Annotated in this window: 24 protein-coding genes and 2 pseudogenes; 12 read left to right on the forward strand and 14 right to left on the reverse strand. The window is 58.7% G+C overall.

From position 1 onward, the window contains the following. From IV500_RS18430 to IV500_RS18445, 4 genes are all read right to left on the reverse strand, one after another. Positions 1-557: transposase (locus IV500_RS18430; RefSeq protein ID WP_512699640.1), on the reverse strand; the 557-nt coding region annotated here is incomplete at its 3' end. Between the two features lie 145 nt (positions 558-702). Beyond that, a complete protein-coding gene (locus tag IV500_RS18435) occupies positions 703-981 on the reverse strand; it encodes a hypothetical protein (protein ID WP_196398285.1) in 279 nt (92 codons plus the stop codon). A 1,565-nt stretch (positions 982-2,546) separates the two neighbouring features. Further along, positions 2,547-3,029: a hypothetical protein gene (locus IV500_RS18440; RefSeq protein ID WP_196398286.1), complete on the reverse strand. Its 483-nt coding sequence runs from the start codon at positions 3,027-3,029 to the stop codon at positions 2,547-2,549. A gap of 1,300 nt (positions 3,030-4,329) precedes the next feature. Further along, on the reverse strand, positions 4,330-4,731 hold the full coding sequence (locus IV500_RS18445; RefSeq protein ID WP_230855168.1) for a recombinase family protein: 402 nt from the start codon (positions 4,729-4,731) through the stop codon (positions 4,330-4,332). Positions 4,732-4,977: 246 nt separating this feature from the next. Between IV500_RS18445 and IV500_RS18450 the strand changes: the two genes are divergently transcribed. Together IV500_RS18450 and IV500_RS18455 are read left to right on the forward strand one after the other, a co-directional pair. Next, positions 4,978-5,541, forward strand: a complete 564-nt coding sequence (locus IV500_RS18450; protein WP_312875986.1) for a chloramphenicol phosphotransferase CPT family protein — start codon at positions 4,978-4,980, stop codon at positions 5,539-5,541. A gap of 137 nt (positions 5,542-5,678) precedes the next feature. Further along, positions 5,679-6,074, forward strand: coding sequence for a GNAT family N-acetyltransferase (locus tag IV500_RS18455; RefSeq protein ID WP_230855174.1), 396 nt, complete (start codon positions 5,679-5,681; stop codon positions 6,072-6,074). A gap of 305 nt (positions 6,075-6,379) precedes the next feature. Here IV500_RS18455 and IV500_RS18460 read toward each other — a convergent pair whose 3' ends face one another. The 3 genes from IV500_RS18460 to IV500_RS18470 all read right to left on the reverse strand — a co-directional run bounded on the left by IV500_RS18460 (position 6,380) and on the right by IV500_RS18470 (position 9,004). Then, positions 6,380-6,841: a hypothetical protein gene (locus IV500_RS18460; protein WP_230855169.1), complete on the reverse strand. Its 462-nt coding sequence runs from the start codon at positions 6,839-6,841 to the stop codon at positions 6,380-6,382. Between the two features lie 1,247 nt (positions 6,842-8,088). Further along, a complete protein-coding gene (locus IV500_RS18465; protein WP_196398288.1) occupies positions 8,089-8,622 on the reverse strand; it encodes a hypothetical protein in 534 nt (177 codons plus the stop codon). Positions 8,623-8,815: 193 nt separating this feature from the next. After that, entirely contained in the window at positions 8,816-9,004 is a 189-nt protein-coding gene (locus IV500_RS18470; protein ID WP_196398289.1) for a hypothetical protein, read from the reverse strand. Between the two features lie 66 nt (positions 9,005-9,070). Here IV500_RS18470 and IV500_RS18475 point away from each other — a divergent pair, with 66 nt between their 5' ends. Together IV500_RS18475 and IV500_RS22335 are read left to right on the forward strand one after the other, a co-directional pair. Beyond that, complete coding sequence (locus IV500_RS18475; protein ID WP_196398290.1) at positions 9,071-9,907, forward strand: hypothetical protein; 837 nt, start codon at positions 9,071-9,073, stop codon at positions 9,905-9,907. Between the two features lie 257 nt (positions 9,908-10,164). After that, on the forward strand, positions 10,165-10,458 hold the full coding sequence (locus tag IV500_RS22335; RefSeq protein WP_196398342.1) for a YaaC family protein: 294 nt from the start codon (positions 10,165-10,167) through the stop codon (positions 10,456-10,458). Between the two features lie 852 nt (positions 10,459-11,310). Here the strand turns inward: IV500_RS22335 and IV500_RS18485 are convergent. After that, on the reverse strand, positions 11,311-11,871 hold the full coding sequence (locus tag IV500_RS18485; RefSeq protein ID WP_196398291.1) for a recombinase family protein: 561 nt from the start codon (positions 11,869-11,871) through the stop codon (positions 11,311-11,313). A gap of 893 nt (positions 11,872-12,764) precedes the next feature. Between IV500_RS18485 and IV500_RS18490 the strand changes: the two are divergent. The 3 genes and pseudogenes from IV500_RS18490 to IV500_RS18500 form a co-directional block, all read left to right on the forward strand. After that, a pseudogene (locus IV500_RS18490) lies at positions 12,765-12,887 on the forward strand (glucosamine-6-phosphate deaminase); the annotation flags it as partial. A 60-nt stretch (positions 12,888-12,947) separates the two neighbouring features. Further along, positions 12,948-13,130 (forward strand): VOC family protein, encoded by a 183-nt coding sequence (locus IV500_RS18495; protein WP_196398292.1) that lies wholly within the window; start codon positions 12,948-12,950, stop codon positions 13,128-13,130. An 11-nt stretch (positions 13,131-13,141) separates the two neighbouring features. Next, complete coding sequence (locus IV500_RS18500) at positions 13,142-13,303, forward strand: hypothetical protein (RefSeq protein ID WP_196398293.1); 162 nt, start codon at positions 13,142-13,144, stop codon at positions 13,301-13,303. Here IV500_RS18500 and IV500_RS21690 read toward each other — a convergent pair. Continuing rightward, positions 13,229-13,396, reverse strand: a pseudogene (locus IV500_RS21690) (transposase); the annotation flags it as partial. The gene IV500_RS18500 and the pseudogene IV500_RS21690 overlap by 75 nt on opposite strands. A 139-nt stretch (positions 13,397-13,535) precedes the next feature. Between IV500_RS21690 and IV500_RS18505 the strand changes: the two are divergent. Together IV500_RS18505 and IV500_RS18510 are read left to right on the forward strand one after the other, a co-directional pair. Further along, positions 13,536-13,736 (forward strand): ribbon-helix-helix protein, CopG family, encoded by a 201-nt coding sequence (locus IV500_RS18505; protein ID WP_196398294.1) that lies wholly within the window; start codon positions 13,536-13,538, stop codon positions 13,734-13,736. After that, positions 13,733-14,101 (forward strand): type II toxin-antitoxin system death-on-curing family toxin, encoded by a 369-nt coding sequence (locus IV500_RS18510; protein WP_196398295.1) that lies wholly within the window; start codon positions 13,733-13,735, stop codon positions 14,099-14,101. The genes IV500_RS18505 and IV500_RS18510 overlap by 4 nt, the downstream gene beginning before the upstream one ends. A gap of 266 nt (positions 14,102-14,367) precedes the next feature. Here the strand turns inward: IV500_RS18510 and IV500_RS18515 are convergent, their stop codons facing one another. From IV500_RS18515 to IV500_RS18530, 4 genes are read right to left on the reverse strand one after another with little or no spacing between them, the layout of a single operon-like run. Beyond that, positions 14,368-15,162, reverse strand: a complete 795-nt coding sequence (locus IV500_RS18515; RefSeq protein WP_196398296.1) for an ExeA family protein — start codon at positions 15,160-15,162, stop codon at positions 14,368-14,370. Then, positions 15,159-15,524, reverse strand: coding sequence for a hypothetical protein (locus IV500_RS18520; RefSeq protein ID WP_196398297.1), 366 nt, complete (start codon positions 15,522-15,524; stop codon positions 15,159-15,161). The genes IV500_RS18515 and IV500_RS18520 overlap by 4 nt, the downstream gene beginning before the upstream one ends. After that, positions 15,521-16,708: a DDE-type integrase/transposase/recombinase gene (locus IV500_RS18525; RefSeq protein WP_196398298.1), complete on the reverse strand. Its 1,188-nt coding sequence runs from the start codon at positions 16,706-16,708 to the stop codon at positions 15,521-15,523. The genes IV500_RS18520 and IV500_RS18525 overlap by 4 nt, the downstream gene beginning before the upstream one ends. Beyond that, positions 16,705-17,301, reverse strand: a complete 597-nt coding sequence (locus IV500_RS18530) for a hypothetical protein (protein ID WP_196398299.1) — start codon at positions 17,299-17,301, stop codon at positions 16,705-16,707. The genes IV500_RS18525 and IV500_RS18530 overlap by 4 nt, the downstream gene beginning before the upstream one ends. 452 nt (positions 17,302-17,753) lie before the next feature. Here IV500_RS18530 and IV500_RS18535 point away from each other — a divergent pair, with 452 nt between their 5' ends. The 3 genes from IV500_RS18535 to IV500_RS18545 all read left to right on the forward strand — a co-directional run bounded on the left by IV500_RS18535 (position 17,754) and on the right by IV500_RS18545 (position 19,503). Then, on the forward strand, positions 17,754-18,143 hold the full coding sequence (locus IV500_RS18535; protein WP_196398300.1) for an aldehyde dehydrogenase family protein: 390 nt from the start codon (positions 17,754-17,756) through the stop codon (positions 18,141-18,143). A gap of 9 nt (positions 18,144-18,152) precedes the next feature. Further along, positions 18,153-19,109, forward strand: coding sequence for an NAD(P)-dependent oxidoreductase (locus IV500_RS18540; RefSeq protein WP_196398301.1), 957 nt, complete (start codon positions 18,153-18,155; stop codon positions 19,107-19,109). Between the two features lie 247 nt (positions 19,110-19,356). Continuing rightward, on the forward strand, positions 19,357-19,503 hold the full coding sequence (locus IV500_RS18545) for a hypothetical protein (RefSeq protein ID WP_196398302.1): 147 nt from the start codon (positions 19,357-19,359) through the stop codon (positions 19,501-19,503). Positions 19,504-19,750: 247 nt separating this feature from the next. Here the strand turns inward: IV500_RS18545 and IV500_RS18550 are convergent, their stop codons facing one another. Continuing rightward, the gene (locus IV500_RS18550) at positions 19,751-20,500 is read right to left on the reverse strand and encodes a dienelactone hydrolase family protein (RefSeq protein WP_196398303.1); all 750 of its coding nucleotides are present in this window, start codon (positions 20,498-20,500) and stop codon (positions 19,751-19,753) included. Positions 20,501-20,607 lie beyond the last annotated feature (107 nt).

The following is a 20,607-nucleotide window of genomic DNA, read 5'->3' on the forward strand; positions in this document are numbered from 1 at the left end:
AGGACATAAGTGGGTGCCCCGCCAGCGATGCGGAAAGACCTATCCAGGGCCGCGAACACGGACGGCGCCGTCCTATCCCGCAAAGCGATGACGATCCGGAACCGTGACCACGCCAGCCAGGCAACGAACAACACCGTCTTCACACCGTCAATATAAGGGCCGTCTCCGAAATCATATTGTAGCCAGCCGCCAGGCTCCGTGACCCACGGCCGGTGCACGCGCACCCGCCCGAGCTTCCACTCGGCCTTGACCTGGGCCATCGCGCGGCGGGTGGAACGCTCAGACCCCGCATAGCCCATGCCCACCAGCTTTTGGTGGGTGACATCGGCCCGGATCCGGCCCCGTGTCCTTTCCACGAGCTCCTCGATCTTGGGCAGGTACTCATCAGTGATCTTGTCCCGGGCCACCGGCTCCGCCAAGGGCCGCCCGGCATCGCGGGCGGCGACGTGCTTGGCCACGGTGTGATGCGAACAGCCCGTCAGCTGGGCTGCGGCACGCAACGACTTCGTGAGATCATACGCTTCAAGAATTTCCATGATTTCTCCGTCAGACTTCATACAGAGCCTCTTCCTGGTTTGGTTTGGTGCGACTAGACACCGACATCAAACCCCAGGAAGGGGCTCCCGCCGTTAACAACACGGCGATGCTAGAAAATAAGAGTGGGCAGATCTCATGGCCACCAATGGGCATTTCTGCTGGCCATCAGTGGGCAGTTACGTGGCCGCCTATGGGCAGTTTGCCATGGCCACTAACATTAACTGCTTGCTGTAACTCTTCACGGTGATTTTCAGAGACTTCCTCCTTCAGTCGCGCATATATTTTGTTGAGAACGTCGTCACCGCTGATGAGTTCCTGGAAGTCATTCATATACGCAGCAGAACTCGCCCACAGCACTCGGTTCCCGAGAATGCTCTTCAGTCCGGCTCCATCGCTGTAATGCCAGACGAGACCGCCGCCACCCATCATTTCTCTGTCGAACATTTTTCACTCCCAGGCGTCAACCACAGACGATGTTAAGCGGCTAGTTTGTGGTTCAGGCTATCGGATTGTAATCGGTGTGGGACGGATGCATTCCGCGTGTGTTCCTTCAGGTTCTCCCTCTAAGGGGTGTCAGTGGCCAGTAGTTTGCGCCTTGGGACGGCCAGTCGGAACGCTGGGCCCCTCTCGGCGCAGCCACGGGGTCATGCGAAGGCAGTGTCAATGAAGGCGGTGTCATTGACGGTTGACGCTTCTCAGCCCGCGATGGCCCATGAGGGCATGTCGATGACCAGCGCAACCTAGACGAAAGCCTGAACACACCGATAAATAGGTGAAGTCCGTGATCCAGGTATGGTTTGCGACGTCGCGCTTTAGCAGGTCCCTGGCCCTGCAGCTGTCTTGGCCTTGGACGGTAGTGCAGTTTTTGCGTCCTCGCACGAGCCAGCGGATCCGCCGCCGATGGTGACAACGGCATGTTAGGCCAAGCCTTCGGGGGAGCGCCCGACGAGAGTAATTCCAGGTCAACATCTGTTCCGCCGGGGACGTCCGCGGCGGACAGCCAGGCTTTAAACGGTTACTGCAGCATCCATGTTTGCGCAGCCCTCAGTAGATCGGCGGATGGTATGACGGTACCGAAGCGGTAAGGGTGAGTTGGCGAAGTCGCAGATCCAATCCAATCCAAGCTCGCGCCGCAAAACTCGTAAGCCGTTGGGTGGGTGGACGGGCGGTCGGATCGTTGGCGTGGTTGGTGTCAATGCCCGGCCGGAGGTGCCTTCGGACTGGCGTGTTCCTGGCTCGTGGGAGTTCTCCTTGGAGGCGCCACGTGCAACCATTGGCTGGTTCTCATCGAATTAGGAGTGGTCGGCCCTACCATCGTTGTAATCGGCTGGCCAACGGCTGCCGAGAAGGCCAGAACGAAAATCATTTATGCACTGACAGGCCTGCTCAATATTTTGTCTGCCTTAGTCATTCGACACTTCCCCCTGGCGCCCATTTCGAGGGTGACACCATAATGGAGACGCCGTCGATCTGTTTTGCCGGACGCGTGGGGGCGGGACAGGATGAGCGGTATGACTCGCTCTACACGCACGTGTGCGACGCGCGGCCCTTCTTCGAAGCCCGATAATACTCTGCAGCTTCCTTCTCCGTGATTTCACGGCGCGCGGACAACGTCAACCCCTAACCCATCCCACCAAGAGCGCCGGCCGTGACCGGAGATTTCGCGAGTATTCCTCAAATAAGTTGCTTATGTGCGCTTGGCTCCGCCGTGGCAGGGGAAAATTTTGTGTTGCCGCCACCTATGATGATGGGTCGCTGGTGTGGTTGGTAGCCACGGGGCACACTTAGGGGTGCATTCTGGCCGTCCCCGTCCTTGCCTTGGTGCCTGTCGGGAATGGGCGCTAATGTACCGGCACGAGCTTCCGGGGCTCCTCATCGCTGAATCGTTCGGCGTACCCGTTTTCCAATTGCGACACGCGCGCGCGCAGCAGTTCGCAAGTCGTCCTAAAACCAGTCATCCCGGCTCACACACTAGGATCTGGGAGACACGCCCTAGGGGCTCCCAGCTGTTAGAATTTTGGCGCCGGAATCACCTTCGATAGCGAAACGGTAGCCCCGTCTGCGGCGCAAGCATTAGCGATCCGGTCAAGTGTGGTGTTGTACGTCTCAGCGAGGACCCGGCCCGTCGACAATTCCATGTCTGTGGGATCTGCAGGGATGGTCGACACAAGCGCGGTGATTCTTTCCTTCACGGTGCCAGTTGTCGTCAGCCCGGCTTTGTCCATCTCGTTAACGGCCGCTGCCTCTGCTGCCTTCCATTGCTCGGCGGTCAAGCTCTTCTTGCCGTCGGTCATGTAGCTGGATAGCTGGTTATTTGCTTTTGCGAAAGCTTTGCAGCCAGCCGCGTTCGGGTCCGCATTGGGGACAGCGGAAGGCGTGAGGGACTCCGACGTAATCGACGGAGATGCGGGCACAGCCATCGAGGACCCAAATTGCGGGGCGACCTGCCCGGCGCAACCGGTCAAAAGTAGTGCGAGTGAAAGGGTCGCCATTGCCCCCATGAATTTGGCCTTCAATTGTCCCCCGATTGAGTTCTACGATGATTCGGTGCGGATACGTCCGATAGAACCATATACCGCTCCCTTAGTTCCCATGCACCGGTGAGCTTTTCGGGACTGCATCAACTCATCATGGCGAGAAGTGCGCCGGGGCATCGACCTCACCCACACCCAGCGCCATATGAGATACGCCAGGCCCGGCGTTCGCGAAGCGGTCCTGGCCACTGGATTCTGCCCCGCGGAGCCACATTCAGCGGTAGTGCCGAGCTGTAGTGGTGCTGGCAGGGATCCTGACCTCACGTTTTGACAACAAGGCCCAGCCACGGGGCCGCGTACTGACGCCGGGCCACCGGAACGGGTTGATTTCACCGGGTTCGCTCTGCCTGCACAGGTCCTCGGACAGGGAAGCAGCAGGGCGGCATGGCTAGGCAGGCCCATCCGGTTTCGGACCTTGGCCGTCACGCTTCAGGGGTGTCCGGGCAGGGTTTCACAGGCGATGAGATCGCCGTCGGGGTCGAGCCGGGCCAGGTCAAGCGGTGAAGTCGTAGTGTCTTAGTGATCTGGAGTGTTATGAGAAACTGTGGCTATGGGGATTTCGGACCGACCAGAGGCTATGTCGCTTGCTCATCGGGGCTTAGCAGCGGCTGTCTGGCGTGCTCTTGACTCAAGTCGACGCAAGTATATGCTTTCCTGTGCTGTTGCAGCTACCGAATCGCTACATTGGGCTTGCGCGCTTGACGAGCAGCTAAGAAGCGAAATCCCGGGCTATACATCTCGTCGAGATCGGGACAGTGATGGGCAGGTTCTGCCAGGTTTACGACATGCCCGAGATCGGGCGATGCACCAAGTCGTCATCACTGCGGCCGAGGACAATAGACCATTTCTCAAGCCACGAAATGGAATTTTTCATATAGCCACCTCATATCCGATCTGGACCCCCACGGATGCGCTTCCTGCCGCAAAAAAAGGCCACGGTCATGAAGATCGAGAAACTTCATACGAGGCGTACGTCGCCGAACGCCAAGTATCGGAGCCGCTGTTCCAAGCTCTTCGGTTCCTCACCCGCGAATTAGAAGGAAAGGTCACCTTGGTGCCCATCCACCAGCCTGCGTGGTACCAAGAACTTACACATGACGAAATGACTGTGATCAGCTCAGGGCCGTTGTTGCCCAAGTAAGTTGTCAGGTTTCTCGGTTTAGCCGTGGGCGCGTATGGTCCTGCTGAGGTGGCTGTAGCCGGCGGCACGGGTTACTCCGATGATCTTCCCCATGTTGATGCCTTGAGGGCCGGGTGCTCAAATCGCGGGCCCGCTTGTCGTTGTGATTGTGAGTGATTTCCTGTCGTCCTGCCTTGTCGCCATGGGAGGCGGCGGCGACCATGCCAGGCTGTGGCGCGTTCGGGGAACTGGTCGCGTTGTAGCTGGGCGAAGATAATGGGACCAAGGCTTGGGCCATGGTCCCACCCAGTTCGCTGTCGGTGGGGGTGGCGATGCCGTCGCCTTGAAGTGGTCGAGGAGTCCGAGCAAATGACGGGTGTTGTGCCCGAGCCGGTCCAGCTTCCCCACCGTGACTTCATCACTCCGGCTGGGGTAGCCCAGCATTCTGTCCAAATCGGGGGCAACTGCGCTAGCTCCGCTGATTCCGTGGTCGCGGTAGATGTGTCTGCATCCCGCGGGTTGCAGTTCCCCGATCTGCATTTCGGCGTCCTCGTCTGCGGTGCTGACACGCCATGACCAAGTCGAGTCAAGTGTCTTCCTCTCCAGCGTCCCATAAGAGGCTACTTTTCTCTAAGGATGCGAATGTCAGGATTGGATAAATTGTTGACGTAGCCCGAGGTTTCGACAGGCCGTAGGATTGCGGCACAAACGAAAGAAGGCAGGCAGTCCGGTCAAAGGTTGGCTTACGGGCGTGCTTGCTTCTCGATTCTTGGCTAGGCTCGTGGGGTGTCTACCGGTTGGAATCCACAAGTGATCGTGCTGAACGGCGGATCGAGCTCCGGCAAGTCCTCAATTGCCAGGGCGCTTCAGGAAATCCTCCCGGGCATCTGGCTGACGTTCGGCGTGGACACTTTTATCGATGCCCTTCCTGGCGGGGGTGAAAGCCCGCGCGCAGGAATTACCTTTGAGCCGGGCGGCAGGATTGCCTTCAGCGCTGAGCATCGGGCTTTAGAGCGCAGTTGGTATACCGGACTCGGCGCTATGGCCCGGGCAGGGGCCCACGTGATCCTCGATGAGGTCCTTCTCTCGGGGGATGCCGGCCAGGAGCGTATCCGGTCAACATTCGGTGAAGTGGACCTGATCTGGGTGGGAGTGCGCTGCGTCCCAGACGTCGTCGCATCCCGTGAGGCACAACGCCTCGACCGTGTAGAAGGTATGGCGCGACAGCAAGCACTGAGCGTGCACGCCGGCGTTGTCTATGACTTAGAGGTCGACACCACATATCGCTCAACCGATGACTGCGCACGTGACCTCGCGAGCCAGCTCTCGCTCGATGCGATGCCCCGTTGAGGATCGGCTTACGGGTGCTTTGGGCGCTTGGCGTCCTCATAGCAACGTGACCTTATCCGCGGCTATTTCGTTAGTCTGAACGAATGCCCTACAGGATTGGCCAGGCTACGCCTGCTGACGCCGAAGCCATAGTCAGGATGCACACGGCTGCCCACGAGGAATGCTACGGACACTTGCTGCCATCGCCATTCTTTGCCAGCCGCCGAAACAGTATTACGGAACGTGTGAATCAGCGTAGGCCGTTCTTGGATAGCAAAGACCCCCGGCTCGTGGCCCATGATGAGGCCGGAACAGTAGTGGGAGTGGCAAACGCGGGCCCGGGAAGAGACCCTGATAGGGCGGGCATCCCGGAGCTTTATAGGATCTATACCTTGAGCCGGGCCCACGGTTCGGGTCTTGGCGCCCAACTTATAGAAGCCGCCATCGGCGATACTCCGACTAACCTCTGGGTGTTTGAGGACATTCCGCGTGCCAGAGCCTTTTACCAAAAGTCAGGGTTCAGTCCGGATGGGGCGCAAGCTGTTGCCACCTGACTGGAGCGAGCTGCCAGAAATTAGGATGGTCCGTCCCTGAGATGCGACGGATTACGGTGAGGGATCGGCTACCGGACACACCTGTCCGCTAGTTGGAGGACGCCGCCAACTAGCGTTCACGGCAATTCGGGCAAGGAGGTGGGTTCAGCACCTCACCGCACGTTGTAGTGGTCCTTCGTGGGAGCAAGGATGGGGGTACGACCTCAGATTCACAGACAAGGATGCGACGATATTCTTGATGGCGGTCTGCGTAATTACGGAACAAATTGCGCCGTTTAGCGGAACACCATTAGGTGAAGCTAGGGCTAGTCGGGGGCCTGTTCAGGTTCCAGCGGGAGGACGGTCAGAACTTCTTCCGCTGGCAGGTTGACGTATCCCCAAAGGTCTTCTGACACCCTGAAAAGACGTGCGCCGATCTCGTCAAGCTCCTCCAATCCACGCAAGGTGGTCTCCCAACGTGGCTGCGGCCCGGACGCTCCGGGCCCCTTTTTTGTCCGGTGGCGGAATGCCGTCTTGCCCTCGAACATCAGTTCGCCCACGCTCGCATGGAGGATCTTGTTGCGCTGCTCCAGTGCTGCTTTCGCTTCGGTGAGCATTGCTTGGACTTCCGCCCTTTCCTCATCCTTGACCGCATTGGAGTCAGTCGCCAGTTTCCTTGCAAGCTGGATCATCGATGATGCGCTCAAGTTTGCAACCACGGCATAGCCAACCTCGCAGTCAAGCGGGTTAATCAGTGACATACACAGTTCCACAAGGTTCTCTTCCACGGCTGCGGCCCATATAGCTTTCCGGCCTACAGCGGCTTCCCCCTCAGAATTGGTACCGACCCCTACCCGGTGCCCCTGAAATTCTGCATCTTCTTCTTCCATTCTCGTCAGCCTATGCCTCGACGCGACGGTTTACGGTTTCGTTCCTGGCGTGCGCGGCGCTAGGTGGGTGTGGTGCAAGAACGGACAGCACCTCAGCGCAAATCCCCCAGCTACTTAGAACCCAGCCGGCCCCGGTGGTTCCTGTGCCTGGACAAGGCCGTCCCGCCTCGTTGTCCCGTGTCGTCCACGGCTGATTTTTGGTGAAAAATTCGCGCTAACGTCGGATATTTCACTTTTCACAAGCCTCCCCTAGTAAGGTGAAATAGGTACTGAGGAAGTTCCTAGCATACGAACGGTGCCTAAAAGCTGATTTGATGCGTTCGCCGCTACAATACAACGAAATCCGTTATCGATATTCTCCTTCTTTACCGTGAGCTGTTGACGAAGATCAGCGGGATTCTTACTGATGTAAATTGCCGTCTTATCCATACAATCTACGATCTGGGTTTCTGATTTCTCAACCACGGCGACGACCTCCGCAGTATGTTTCTCCTGACAATTTATATCTATGCCCGTTACCTCATTGATGCATTGCCTCAGAACAGCCGAGCGGGGACGACCAAGTACCCCTCGGGCTGATGTGTCGAAGATGATCGAGGATGGGAATATTACTAAGCAATATCCGTCTCCCCCCTCATGGATTGTCAGGTCATTGCGGAGAATATCAACGGTCGAGTTACCTCCGAGGTACGTGATGAGGGTATTTTTGCTGCAGTTTCCGGGGTTGGCAAAGACTTCTATACTGTGAGGTACTTGACAGGAGATTGGGGGTGAGTCTGTGCTGGTATCCGAAAGGCAAGTCCCTACAGGGAGAAAACTAACAGCGGTCGGGTTAGTGAATCCAGCCGCAGAAGTACTTTCCTGGCCGGAAGGAAGCTGAGATGGGCCGTGGTCTGTGGCTGTCTCACCTCCCTTCGAGGAAAAGGCTGGAATTATCCCAATAACGGCACAAACTGCCATAACAATACCCAGAGGCACCCCAATTATTGCAGCCCATTCGGCATATCGACGGCGCTTTGAATTACGGCTCTTGGCCTGTTTGACATCTCTATCTCTCGGCCCTCGCGCCTTATTACTGGTGAAGTCGGCAGCAGGTTGATTGAGTGGACGGTTCTGGGAATGATCTTTTTGTTCCACTTTTGATGTTACTGGAGCTTAATATCATAAAGGACGGCGTCGACACTTCCGCCACATTTAGAAACAGCGCCGTCAAGGTACATTTCTATTGTGGCGGCGTTAACATCAGTCACAGGAACTTCGAACTCTTGATGAGAGTTAAAAGCTACAGGATGCACCTCGATTTGTTTATTATTTCCCGTAGTACGGACGACAAGCACTTGGTCTGATTTGTCAGAATCATTGGCCTGCCCCACGGAGAAGCTAAGCTTTTTGAAATGGTTTGCTAGCCGAAGTTCTAATTGCACAGGACTTGATGAATAGCATTGATTTACTACAGATTTTATCCCCGAGATATTCTGCTGGTCTGCAACGTCATAGCGACCTTCCAGCCAGTTAGAGGACGGGCGGAAAAAATCAGCGAGTGAAACAGTAATGACCCCCCCATTTTCTGTTGGCGATGCTATTACCCCGGGGCCAGTTGTGGTTGACGGTTTGCTGGGCGTCGGCGTTTCTGCGGGGGTCGAAAATGGGTCCTTAGTCGGGGTCGGGACCGAAGTCATCGCCGTGGTCGAGGGGGACGTCTGAGGGCTGGACATCGCTGAGGTGGCTGTGAGCGGGGTTTGAGGCGATCCGCTGCAACTGGTGAGAATACATGTGACTGCGATGATGAACGCAGACTTTATGACACGACTTTTCATTGAAGCCCCATTTTCATCCGTAAGTGCGCAAGGACGTTAGCTTTTATATCACATCCTACAACTTCTTCTTCACCGCATGGGTAATATTTAGGGCGCCCGAGAACGGGACCCAGAGACGGGTGATCAGGACTCCAGAGACCAATGTCAGGTTCACGCTCTTCGCGGCCGGCCCGACGCTGATCCAGAGGCACATCTTCGACCGCGCCGGGACCGGTTGAGTCGTCCACTGCAAGGCAAAACTCACAAGTCAAATGTCAACTAAACTTTGGGCAAACTCTTAGCGTGAGGTGTCACGTGCTAGGTGGCGATCGTGAGACAAACGCTGGCAGCTCGAGAAGTGTGGCGGGTGATTCTTTGGGCGGCTGCGTCGGTGGTCATCTTCCTGCTGGTGCCTCGCGGGCAGAACAGGGCCATGACGCTTGAACCTGGGTTCTCGTCCAAGCAACTGGTCAACATAACCACGAGGGAAACATACCGTCGCCAGATAAGTGCTGGAATCCGGCGGATAAAGACCGAAACTACTGTCTGGATTCTGAAGAGCCAGATATCAGCTAAGCGACTTTGCGGCCGCCCGGGGGCACTCCCTGCGGCGAAAGGCACGCAAACTAATGACATGTGCCCTGCAATTAGTGCCTATCGCGAAGCCGAGGGTCCTCAGATAAATCTGCATTCTATTGCGCGTGGCCCCGCAGGTAGGCTTTACTTCATGACTTCAATCGACCCCTTCTTGCTAAACATTCTGACAGCCGCTGAACGTAATGAAAAATGTCCACTCGTCGTCCTAGTCGTTGGTTCCTGGATCGTTAAGGGGCAGCCGGTTTCGACTGCGCAGTTCCGCCTACTAACACAAGAAAGTGCTGCGGACACTATTTTGAAAACTGCTGGCATCCGCGAACGAGCGAAGCCGGATTCCAAAGTCAAAGCGGCTAAAACGGCCATGGGGTATCTCGGGGCCCTCAATGGCCCAGGCGAAGCCGGCCAAGAAAGCATCAGCCTGGCGGATGCGATCGTGGTGAATGCTTCGACCCGGCGTGTTCCAGCTATGCGGGTTCCATTGAGGGCTATCGATTCGTGGTGGGTCACAGAGCACACTATAGAATCGCCGCGTGCGAGCGGTGGCGCCTTCGGTGTAGGTGTTTCCTTTTAACACCAGGTGCTTCAGACTTTGCCGCTGCATGCAACCGCGAACCAGATTTGGTTGTCCTCTACATCAGCAGAGCCACACTTCGCGCGCGAAGTCGGGGCCTCAAGGCGGTGATGACGCAACCGAAGCTGGAAGCCGTCCTTGGTGCTTTTTCCGTCCAGGACGCAACCGTATCGTCGATGTATCACGTACTCGAGCAGAGTTCTCCAACGCCTTGTTAAGGACGGGCTGCCGACCTCGTAGTAGAAGCCGTCAAAGGCATCAGGCCGGCGCTTTGGCAGACAGTAACTGCCAACCCGCCATATCGGCGTTACTACCTCTACCTCTCGCCGACGGGTGAGCAACGGATGCCCCAGTGGCTGGGTGTCTCAATGCGACTCTGTTTTTGGCTTGGCAGGCTGACCAGATATCAGCCTGTTGAGGTATTTGATGCCCTCGACGGAAAATATGGTCCGTTATTCCGGGAGTTCCTTGAGACGCAGCCAAAGCAGCTGCTGTACATGCTGGCGTCAGATGCAAAGCGGCAGAGCGTTACTAAAGCGGCAATCGTGTGAAACCGGGGATGCCGATCTTGGCGGGGCAACGAGTGGTTCTCCGTCTCAATCGCGGCGCTCTCCCTACTAGTTGCTGGTTTATCGTGGAAAAGCTCGCGGAATGCCAACGACATCGCAAGGGGAGCGAACGGCCGCGCGGATCATGCTAACGCCATTGCGGAATCGGCCTTGGAAGATGCTCGTCAGGCGTGACTCGATATTGTGTGGGATGAGGTAGTACTTACCCTAAACGACTTGGGGACGTTCGATTTCACTGGAGCAACTGAGGATGTCGAGCCAGGGCTGGTGTCGGCTCGCACCAGCTAGCAGATTCTCTCGGACAAGCTAGATGGGGACGTGGTGGTGAAGTGGCTGCAAGCAGACTGGGCGACGGCGACCTTGTTTATGCGAGAGGCACAGGAAAAGACCGTTGACAAGCGCCGTGCTGATTTTATCGAGCCCGTCTTTGAAGCCAACTCATAACCCCGAGGGGAACATACCGTCGCAAGATCGTTGCTGGAATCCGGCGGATTCAGACCGAAACTACACTCTCGATTCTGAAGAGCCGGATTTACTCGGTTCCCTCACGGGCCTAAAGCCAGCTGCCGAATGCGGCCCCAGGATCTCGGAGTCCCCAGATGTCCCAACAGGGGACCGGACTCCGGGCCGCGCACCAGAATGGGGCGCTAGTCGCCGTCTCATCCACTCAGTCATCGCGGGCCAGAGAGGCATATCCGGAACGCCGCTGATGGGCTGAAAGACAGCGGTGTCTTTACTGCCTCGGGACGGGCCTCGGGGTGCTCGTCCCTGATTGGTCCCGGTCTACTCGATCCTCGTTGGCCCGGTACTCCTGAAGGTGTCGTCAGGGGCAATCTAAGGGTTAGGGCGTATGTATTGGTAGATGGTTTGGCGACTGACTCCGAATTCTCGGGCGAGGGCGGCTTTCGCTTCGCCAGCAGCAGCGCGCCGAATGAGTGCGGCCGCCTGCTCGGCATTGAGCATTTTTCCTCTGCCTTTGTAGACGCCAGCCTTTTTGGCCAAGGTGATGCCCTCGCGTTGTCGTTCTCGGAGGAGTGCTCGTTCGAACTCGGCGAGCTCCCCCATCACGGAGAGCAGGAATGTAGACATCGCGGTGTCGTCTCCGGTGAAGGCCAGATTTTCCTTCACGAACCGAACCTGAACCTTCTTCTCGGTTAGCCGGCGGACGATCGCACGGAGGTCATCGAGGTTCCGTGCCAGACGATCCATCGAATGCACCAGAACAGTGTCGCCATCACGGGCAAAATCCATCAACGCCTCCAGCTGGGGACGGTTCTGGTCTTTCCCGGAAGCGTGGTCAGTGAATACACGGTCGAGAGGTTCCCCGTCTAGTTGTCGGATCGTATTTTGATCTAGGGTGCTGACCCGGATGTAACCGAATGATTGACCAGTCATTGTTCCCCTCGAAATAGCGTCAAGGCAACTCAAAGAGCCTGATGCATAAGTGTCAAGATAGGATATTTCGGACCTCAAGTTGACATGTGTTCATTAGGATCGTGTTACTACGGGTTTACGTCTGGTTGGGGTGTACCCCTACCAGACGCACGATTAGATTCCCTTGTGTGAAGTAGCCAGATGGCCGCGACGCGCAGGGCTGCGAGGAGGGGCAAAGCGGCTGCTTGGTAAATGCCCAGGTGTGGAGAGTGAGGAAGATTACAGGGACCTCGATCCTGATTTACAACTGCAAAAATTTGTGGAGTAGTCAAGCGGATAAGGCAGCGTATCCGGCTACCCGGAGGTTTGGTTCGGACAAATATTTCGGCAAACGGTGCAGGGATCGTTGTTTCGGTGTTCGGGCATGGTCGTTCCAGTTTGGCTGCATTTGCCGTGTTGACAGTGTCAACACATTGCCTGCAGGACTGGTCTGGATTGGCTAATACAGGTCCGGATTCCGCGTGTTTCCGCGGCCACCCAGTGTTTGCAAGGGCGGAAATGCGGTTCGAGTCCCACCTCGGGCACAGTGAAGCAGCAGGTCAGGGCGTTTTGGTGCCTGATTTCGTGTTGACATTGTCAACACCGTTTTATGCAGCCGGCTGGATGGCGTATCCGGGGCTGGTTTTAGGGTTCGTTTAGTGGCCGCTCCTTCATAGTGGCTGTGCACGGATTTCTTCACACCTTTTCATGGTGTCCGGGGGCCTGTGCGATGTGAGTAGTTTCGACCAGCTCTTTCAGATACTGGGGCATGGGCCGGGTGGCAATGATCGCCCGGACAGACTGAGTGTTCGCCCGAGCTTGTGCAGCAGCTCCGGCTACCAGTTCCTGGTGTCCGGGCAGGGAAGGTGGTGCCCATGGCGGTTGGCATTTTCCCAAACAGCAACGACATCGGCGTTCTGGCCGCTGACGCCATTGAGACGCTGGTTCGGCATAAGCCCTCCGCAGTGCTGGGATTGGCCACAGGTTCGTCTCCGCTGTGGTGCGGGACCGCCAGCGTACGCCGTGGGCACGGGTTGTAGCGGCGGAAAGGAAAGACCGTGACTGAAATCGGAACGTACCTATGGTTCAAGGGGCAGGCGGAGGAGGCGGCTAATTTCTATGTCAACCTCTTCGAGAATTCGCAAATTGTCGATTGGCACGGTGGGGAGATACAGGCTACGGATGCAGGTGCCTGGTCTCGGAGGTCTTCGGGCGGAACGGCGTGCCGCACACCTGGCTGAGTGATGGTCCGATGGGCGAAGGAATCGTGCAGATCTGTCGGGAGCAGGACCGCGCTCAGAACGCCGTGAACTTGATTGCGACGGGGTACGTGCCTGAGATCGGCTGGAAGCACGGACTTCCCACCGCCGTCTTTGTCGGCGATCTTCACCAGGCGGTGCAGTGCAGCCGGTGAAACACCGAAGTCCTTGGCGATCTGCCGATGGGGTGTAACCGCGACGACATCCCGGCGGAATTCTTCGGAAAAGGCTTTGGGCTTGATGAACATCCTTCCACCCACGAGGTTCAAATCCTCACAGGCAATGTGTCTGCAAACCTTCAGCAGTCTCGTCCCGAGGGCCCGGTCGGGGACCATGAGCGGGAGCTGCGGTGCATTCGGTACTGAATTGGTACCATGGAGTATGGCTATGAATTTGCGAGTTCCCGAAGACCTTGACCACCGCCTCGATGTGCTTGCCGCCGAGGAACACACATCCAAGTCGGCGCTGCTTCTCCAAGGGGCTGAGCTGATCCTCCAGCGGCACGGTCGCCGTCGGGAGATCAATGAGGGTCTGAATTTCGTGATGAGCCACGATGCGGAGCTGCTCAAACGCCTTGAGGACGCATGAGTCCTTACCTCGAGATTGAGGACGCACTGCAGGTGATCGACCAGTACGGGTTTCACATCCGTGACGTCGGGCTGCTCGCGTCTGCCTTGGCGCGCCCTGCAACGACGGTCATGGGAGCGGAAGCTTATCCTCAACTGGCCACAAAGGCCGCAGCACTCCTCGAGTCCGTGGCCAGGTTTCATCCACTCATCGACGGCAACAAACGCACGGCCTGGACGCTTATGATCCTTCTGCTCTGGATCAACGGCTACCGGCACGACTTCAGCACCGACGATGCCTTCGACCTAGTTGTTGGTGTGGCCACCGGCGACATCGATTTGAAACGCAGCGCCATCTTGATCAAGAAACACCTGATACGGCGCTAAGCGCTGTGGAAAAAGTCTTAATTTGATAGCAAGGAATTCCCAATGAACCGTCGGCAGGGGAGTTCGAAACCCCCAAAAGGGGGTGTGCACAATGTGCCCACTTGGCGTGCCGGATCGGGTCGTACATCGCTCCGACTGGCCCGGATCAGGGATGTTTTCAGGAATTCCCAGTGCTGTCGCGGGCTGGAACCCGGTTCGAGTCCCACCTCGGGCACAGTGAAGCAGCAGGTCAGGGCGTTTTTGTGCCTGATTTCGTGTTGACATTGTCAACACCGTTTTATGCAGTCGGCTGGATGGAGTATCCGGGTGCGCGGGTAGCCGCGGGAAGCTTGGTGGATGACGGTGATGGCGTCCTCGGAAAATAAGGGATCGGATCGTCCGGCGAAGCTGAGGTGTCCGGTGATGTAGGTGCCGGTGTCTTCCTGGTTCCTGCCGCCGATGGTGAACCGTGTGCCGATGCGTTGGTCCAGGGCTGCCATGACCGCTAGTTTCAACCGTCTGCGCAGGGTGGGTTGGCCGATGAGTAGCAACGCGAAGTGCGACTCCGTATCCATCGAGACGTTGCTGAGCATCCTGAGTGCTTCGAGGTCCTCGTTGGAAAGCAGATGTGCCTCATCGATAACGATCACGGGCAGGCGGGAGCGTTCATCGAGTTCCCCCGCGAGCAGGGACGCTGCCTGGGCGGCCAGGGCACCGGAGAAGAACGAGGGGGTGGCTCCGAGCGCGGTAACGATGGCCGAACGGATGCCGCGGATCCCGATGGTCGGATCAGGAATGTAAATGATTTGATGCCGGGCCGGTTCCAGGTGGGCCAGGGCGGCGCGGGCCGCGACGGTTTTCCCGGCACCGACTTTCCCGGCACCGACTTCCCCGGCAATGACTCCCCCGGCACCGACTTCCCCGGCAATGACTCCCATGCGGCGTTGCTCGATGCACGAGCTGATGCGGGCGACTGCTTCGCGGTGTCCGGGGTGCTGGTTCAGGGCTGCCGGCGGGATGTCACGGCCAAAGGGCGTGCGGGTAAAACCAAAATAGCTTTGCAGAGTGTCGATCTGGCTCATTGGAAGTCGTCCTTGGGCTCGGTGCCGATGCTGGTGTTCTGCTCGTGGATGTCGGCGAAGCTGATCGGTGCGGCGGTCAGTGATTGCCGGTGGCGGGTGGCGACGAAGTCGAGGTAGTTGATCCCGGTGCTGATATTGGCCGCGGTGTCGTTGTCCTTAACGGCGTTGGTGACCTTGGCATGCACATGCCGACCAATATTGACGGGCTTCGCGGTCCCGGCGGGATTGCCTTGGTGGTTATTGACCGTGATGTCCCCGTCGAGGTCGAAGGGGCCATAGACCAGTTCCACTGTGGTGCCGGCCAGCAGCGGGTCAACTTCGTAGCTGTTGGAGTGCAGGGACACTGTCCCGGTCTTGCTCACCCGGCGGGTGTCTGACCCGGGATGCGGTGTTCCCAGGACGCTTCCCACCGGGCCAACGGTGTTTGCCCGGTAGTGGAGTGCACGGTGTGGTGATAGACCATGTTCACCCACGCCGTAAACAAAGTGTTCAACTCCTCCAGCGAGCTGATCTGGGAGCCGGCCTCCGGGCTGGTGCCCGGGAGCATGGGTGTGTCGGTGACGGTGATCTTGCCCAGGAACTGGCTCGTGGCCGTGTTGAAGAAGCGCTCCACCTTGTCTCGGCCCTGGGGCCGGTACGGGGCCGAGTGCGCCAACCTGATTCCAAGCTTCGCACACGTGCGTGCCAGGGATTTGTCACTCATCGCAGCCCCGTTGTCGAGGTAGCAGTGAGCTGGTATTCCGTGTGTTTGCAGGGCTGGGCGCAACACCGCGGAGAGGCGGATGGTGTCCTCGGCCCAGGCCCAACGGGCGGTGGTGACCATGCGGGAATGATCATCGAGGAACGCGAACAGATACGTTTTCCTCCCACCAATCCGGGACCCGTGGAGGGCATCACCAACCCAGATCTCATTCGAGGCGTTCGTTTCGAAGCGGCCGGTGGCCACCGGCGGTGTGCCGGTGGAAATGTTCTTGGCCCTAAAGTGGCGCAGCAGCGTCGTTTCCGACGGTGCCTGGCCCAGTGTTTCGGTGAAGATCCGTTTGACCTGGGCTGCGGTCCGGTTCGGTTTCCCACGCTTCAACGACTCCGCCAGGGTCAGCACGGTCGAATCGGTGTAGGGGGTGCAGGCCCGTTCCTCGGGTTTCAGGGCGTCAAAGCCGCCCAAGTGCCAGGCTTTGATCCAGCGGTCCAGGGTCTCACGAGAGAAACGGCGGGTCCCACCGAAGGGCCAAAGGTGATCCCTGCCGGCCAACTCCCGCACCATCGGCCCACGCTGGCGGGTGCTCAACGACGGGTCCGCCACGGCCCGGATCACCTGATAACGAAAGAGGGCAATATTATCGCGGTGTTCCTTGCGCATCAACGGCGTCGTGGCTCGCGGGGCAGGGTTGGCACGCACCGGGGAAACGGCCGGCCTCAACTGTGGCAACGATTCAGCCGTGGCGGGTGTATCCACCACGGCAGTCAGAGCCGGCGCAGGAGCGGCGGTCGGGCCAGGCGGGGCAGCACTGCTCTCATGGGGCAGGTGGGCTGAAGCGCTCGTCATCGAAAAAGTTCCTTCCGGTGGGGGAAATAAGGGACCGTGCCACCACTGGAATGCGGAAAAGACACGTGAACCCCACCTTCGCCCGTATACCCTTGCCGCGGCAGGGCGGGCTGGTGTTGCACCTGTTCGGGCCATCCGGCCCTACTGAAGAACCACGGCCCATGAGCAAACAGGGCAGCGTACTGCCACGGCACCGTGACCACGGGCTGGGCAACCCAGCGGTACTGGTGGGACAGGACCTGGGCATGAGCCATCAGCATCGCCCATGCATTGGTTTTCTCTGTGATTGCCGGGGCCGGCCAGAACCCCAGGGATTCAGCGGTTGCCCGGTGCACCCGGGCGGCGAAAGCCGCCGCGATCGCCGGGGCATTGGTCCTGAAGTCCCGAAGCCAGCCCCGCACCGTGGATTCCGGGCGATCAAGCTTCACAGCGATCTTCCGGAACCCCAGCCCCTCCACAGCACTCAGTTCCACAGCGTCGGCGATCACCTCCGCATGATCGGCCCGCCGGGCAGCCGACACCGCCGGCAACAAGATATGGGTGGTACCGCACTCACCGCACCGGGCCCTGCGCGGCAGGTACCGGCGGTTCACCACCGGTACCTCGCACCGGATCAAACGCTGTACCCCGAAACCCCAAGGCTTCAGCGATCCACGGCACGCCGGGCACATCAGTTCACGACCAAAGAGCTGGGATTCGACAGCGTCAGGATCGTGGCTTACCGTAAGCAACAGCGCGACTCGTTTCGCGTTAGAACGAGACTGGTGCGGCTTCGAAACTGGCACCGGTCTCGTTCGTCTTTTAAGATCAGGATCCAAAAATCCAGATCAAGGGTCCATCGTCGGCCTGACGCCGCCAACGAAGAACGTCAAGAGGCCACCAAGGAAAACCAGCTCACCACGCCACATCGTCAGGCAACGCAGCTACTCATGGTCATCCACTGCAACGCGTAACGAGGGGTAGCTTGCAAGCACCGCAGACAGAGCCCGTGACCACCCGACTCCATGCGTGTCGCGCATGTGCTGGATCAGAGCGAGCTGGCCAAATGTTCGAGCCATATGAGGACCTGCACGAGGTCAGGGAATTTATTGACCGGGGGAAGACTATAGCGCGCCATGAGGTCTTCGGGCCGGTGCTCTCCGTCATTCCCTTCGACACTGAAGAGGAAGCGATCGCCATGGCCAATGACAGTGACTTTGGTCTGGCTTCGGGCGTGTGGACGCAGAACCTTGGCCGGGCACACCGTGTCGCCGAACGTATCGAGGCCGGAACCGTGTGGGTCAATACCTACCGTGTGAGCCAGGCCCAGGCGCCGTTTGGCGGCGTCAAGCAATCGGGGTATGGCCGCGAACGCGGACTTGAAGCAATCGAGGAATACCTCACCACCAAGAACGTCATGATCAATCTGACGAACGAACCCGACAAGTCTTTTTAGGAATCCAGCATGAGTGAAATCAAGAACGTTGCCATTTACGGCCTTGGAAATATGGGCTACATCGTGGCGCAAAGGATCGCCGCACGTTTCGACGTTAAGGTCTTCGACCTGAACGCAGAGCGGCTAGCCGCCGCCCAATCAGAATTCCGGGCACAAGTAATCTCCACGCCCGCCGACGTTGTTGACTGCTCCACCGTAGTCCTCTCGCTGCCGAATCCAGCCGTTTCGAGTTCCGTGGTTACTGCGTTGGCCCAGGTTCTGGCGCCTGGAAGCACCATTATCGAAACCAGCACCGTGAATCCAGACGATGTGCGCCATTGCGAGAAGATTCTTGCCCCGCACGGCATCAATATCATCGACGCATCTCTTCTGGCCGGCGTCAGCCAAATGGCCAACGGTAGTGCAACCCTCTTGCTGGGTGGTGAAGCGGAGGTGATTGCGGCCAATAAGCCAGTGCTGGATGCGATGGCACAGGCACAAATCCATTTTGGCCCCACCGGATCCGGTGCAGCGGCAAAAGTCATCAACAACGCCGTAGCCCATGCGGTCATGGTGGTCGTTTCGGAGGCCGGTTCCATGGCAACCGCCGCCGGTATCAGCTGCACCAAGCTCGTGGATTTGCTATCCGATGAGCGTATGGGACTGCACCGACCTTTGACATACCGTTATGCAGAGCGTATCGCACAGGGCGAGTTTGACGGAGGCATGCCTCTCGATGCCGCGCGTAAGGACTCCGTTCTGGCCTTGGAACTCGCGCAGAAGCTCGGGGTACCGCTTTTCGCCATTCAGGGCTCGCATACGGCCTACGAAATTGCAGCAGCGTCAGGATATGGTCGGGAGGATTATGCCGCTGTGTCGAAAGTATGGGACGACTTGAAGAAGCCGGTCTACACCACGCCGGAACATGACGAACGGCAGGTACCGGTCGATTTTGATCAACAGTCTTTGGCGCAAGCTACCCTCTAAGATTCGACAGAACACGTTGCTACTCTGGGCACGCTCTTCAATTGCTGGCCCAATAGGCGAGTAGCGGTCCGCGGTGAGATGTTCGGCGGTATGGGCTGAGGTTATGAATTTTATCCCGTTGAGTTGGCGAACGGAGGTGGCCACGGACAGCTGCCAAACGGCAAAAAAGACGGTGTGCACAGTGTGCACCTCGTGGGCTTAGGACTGGGCCGGAGCAGTGCCGACGGAGAGCTGGCGGCCGTTAAGAATGTTGGGGGACCAGGCCCCGCATCTGGCCGATCTGCCCGACGCGCCCCGGCATGGGGCTGTTGATGATGTTCCACCGCTTGGCGTGTTCTGGACGTTTCAAATGCCCGTCAGGGACATCACCGAGCTGACCGGGCTGGACGTGTAGCAGCTGATCGTCGTGGACCGGATGCCCATCGCGGCGACGGGGTTACTGCCCGTGTCGGATCTACGTGGCGGAAGCCTGCCGCCGTCGAGGACCCCGACCTCCTCCGGTGAGGCGTTGTCCTTCGAGGGAGCTTGCGACGGCGGCGAGGAGGCGTGCGGTGAACAGGGTCAGCTATTCATGCCTGGGGCCTGACCGGCCCGCGATTGCGAATGCGTGATCCCGCCGCGGGCGGTCGCCAAGGGGAAGCTCAGCCCTTCAGCGTCGCGTCGAGTAAGGCCCGCAGCTCCTGGAAGTGACGCTCGGTGGCCTCCGGGTTGAAGGCGGAGGTGTCGGCCATGGTATAGCCGTGGCGTGCCCCTGCATAGATTTCATTGGTCGCCTCAAGCCCCGCGGCCTGTAGGGCTTCGCTGAGCCGGGCGACGGCGTCGGGAGCCATGCTGGGGTCATGGTCTGCGTGGCCGAATACGAACTGGGCCCGTGCGTTGCCAAGTTTTTGGTGCGGGCTGTCCGGCTCGTCCGTGGCCAGGCCGCCGCCGTGGAAGCCGCCGCACGCTGCCACCACATCCGGGTGTGAGGTTGCGCTCCGGAGCGCCAACCGGGCGCCCATGCAGTAACCGGTGGTCCCGATGGAGCCGGGAGCTACGCCGTTGAGCCCGGCCAGCGCGGACACCCACGCGTTGATGTCCGGCAGCGCTTTGTCCGGCGTCAGGCGGCCAACCCGGGGGAAGGCAGCCTTGCCTGCAGCCTCCCTACCTTCCTGAGTGGACATGTCCACGGCCGGGGCGAGCTCGGTCATGGACCCATCACGGTAGAAAACGTTCGGCGCCAGTACCACGTAACCCCAGTTGGCGATGCGCTGGGTCATCTCCTGGATCCGGGGGCGCAGGCCGAAGGCGTCCATGTAGAAGATGACACCGGGAACAGGGCCGGTTGTGGTGGACGGGCGGGCCACGAGGGCCTCTGCGGTGCCTTCTGCGGCAGGGATTTCGATGGGCATGGGCCCCACACTATCGGAGCTTAGGAGTGATGCCGGGGCACGGACCCGTGTCCAGTGCTCGTGATCAGGTGCCGGCCCCAAGAAGACAATTGTTCAGGGCCCTCTTG

Origin of the sequence: Arthrobacter terrae, from assembly GCF_015708085.1 — a bacterium.
Lineage (GTDB): Bacteria > Actinomycetota > Actinomycetes > Actinomycetales > Micrococcaceae > Arthrobacter_M > Arthrobacter_M terrae.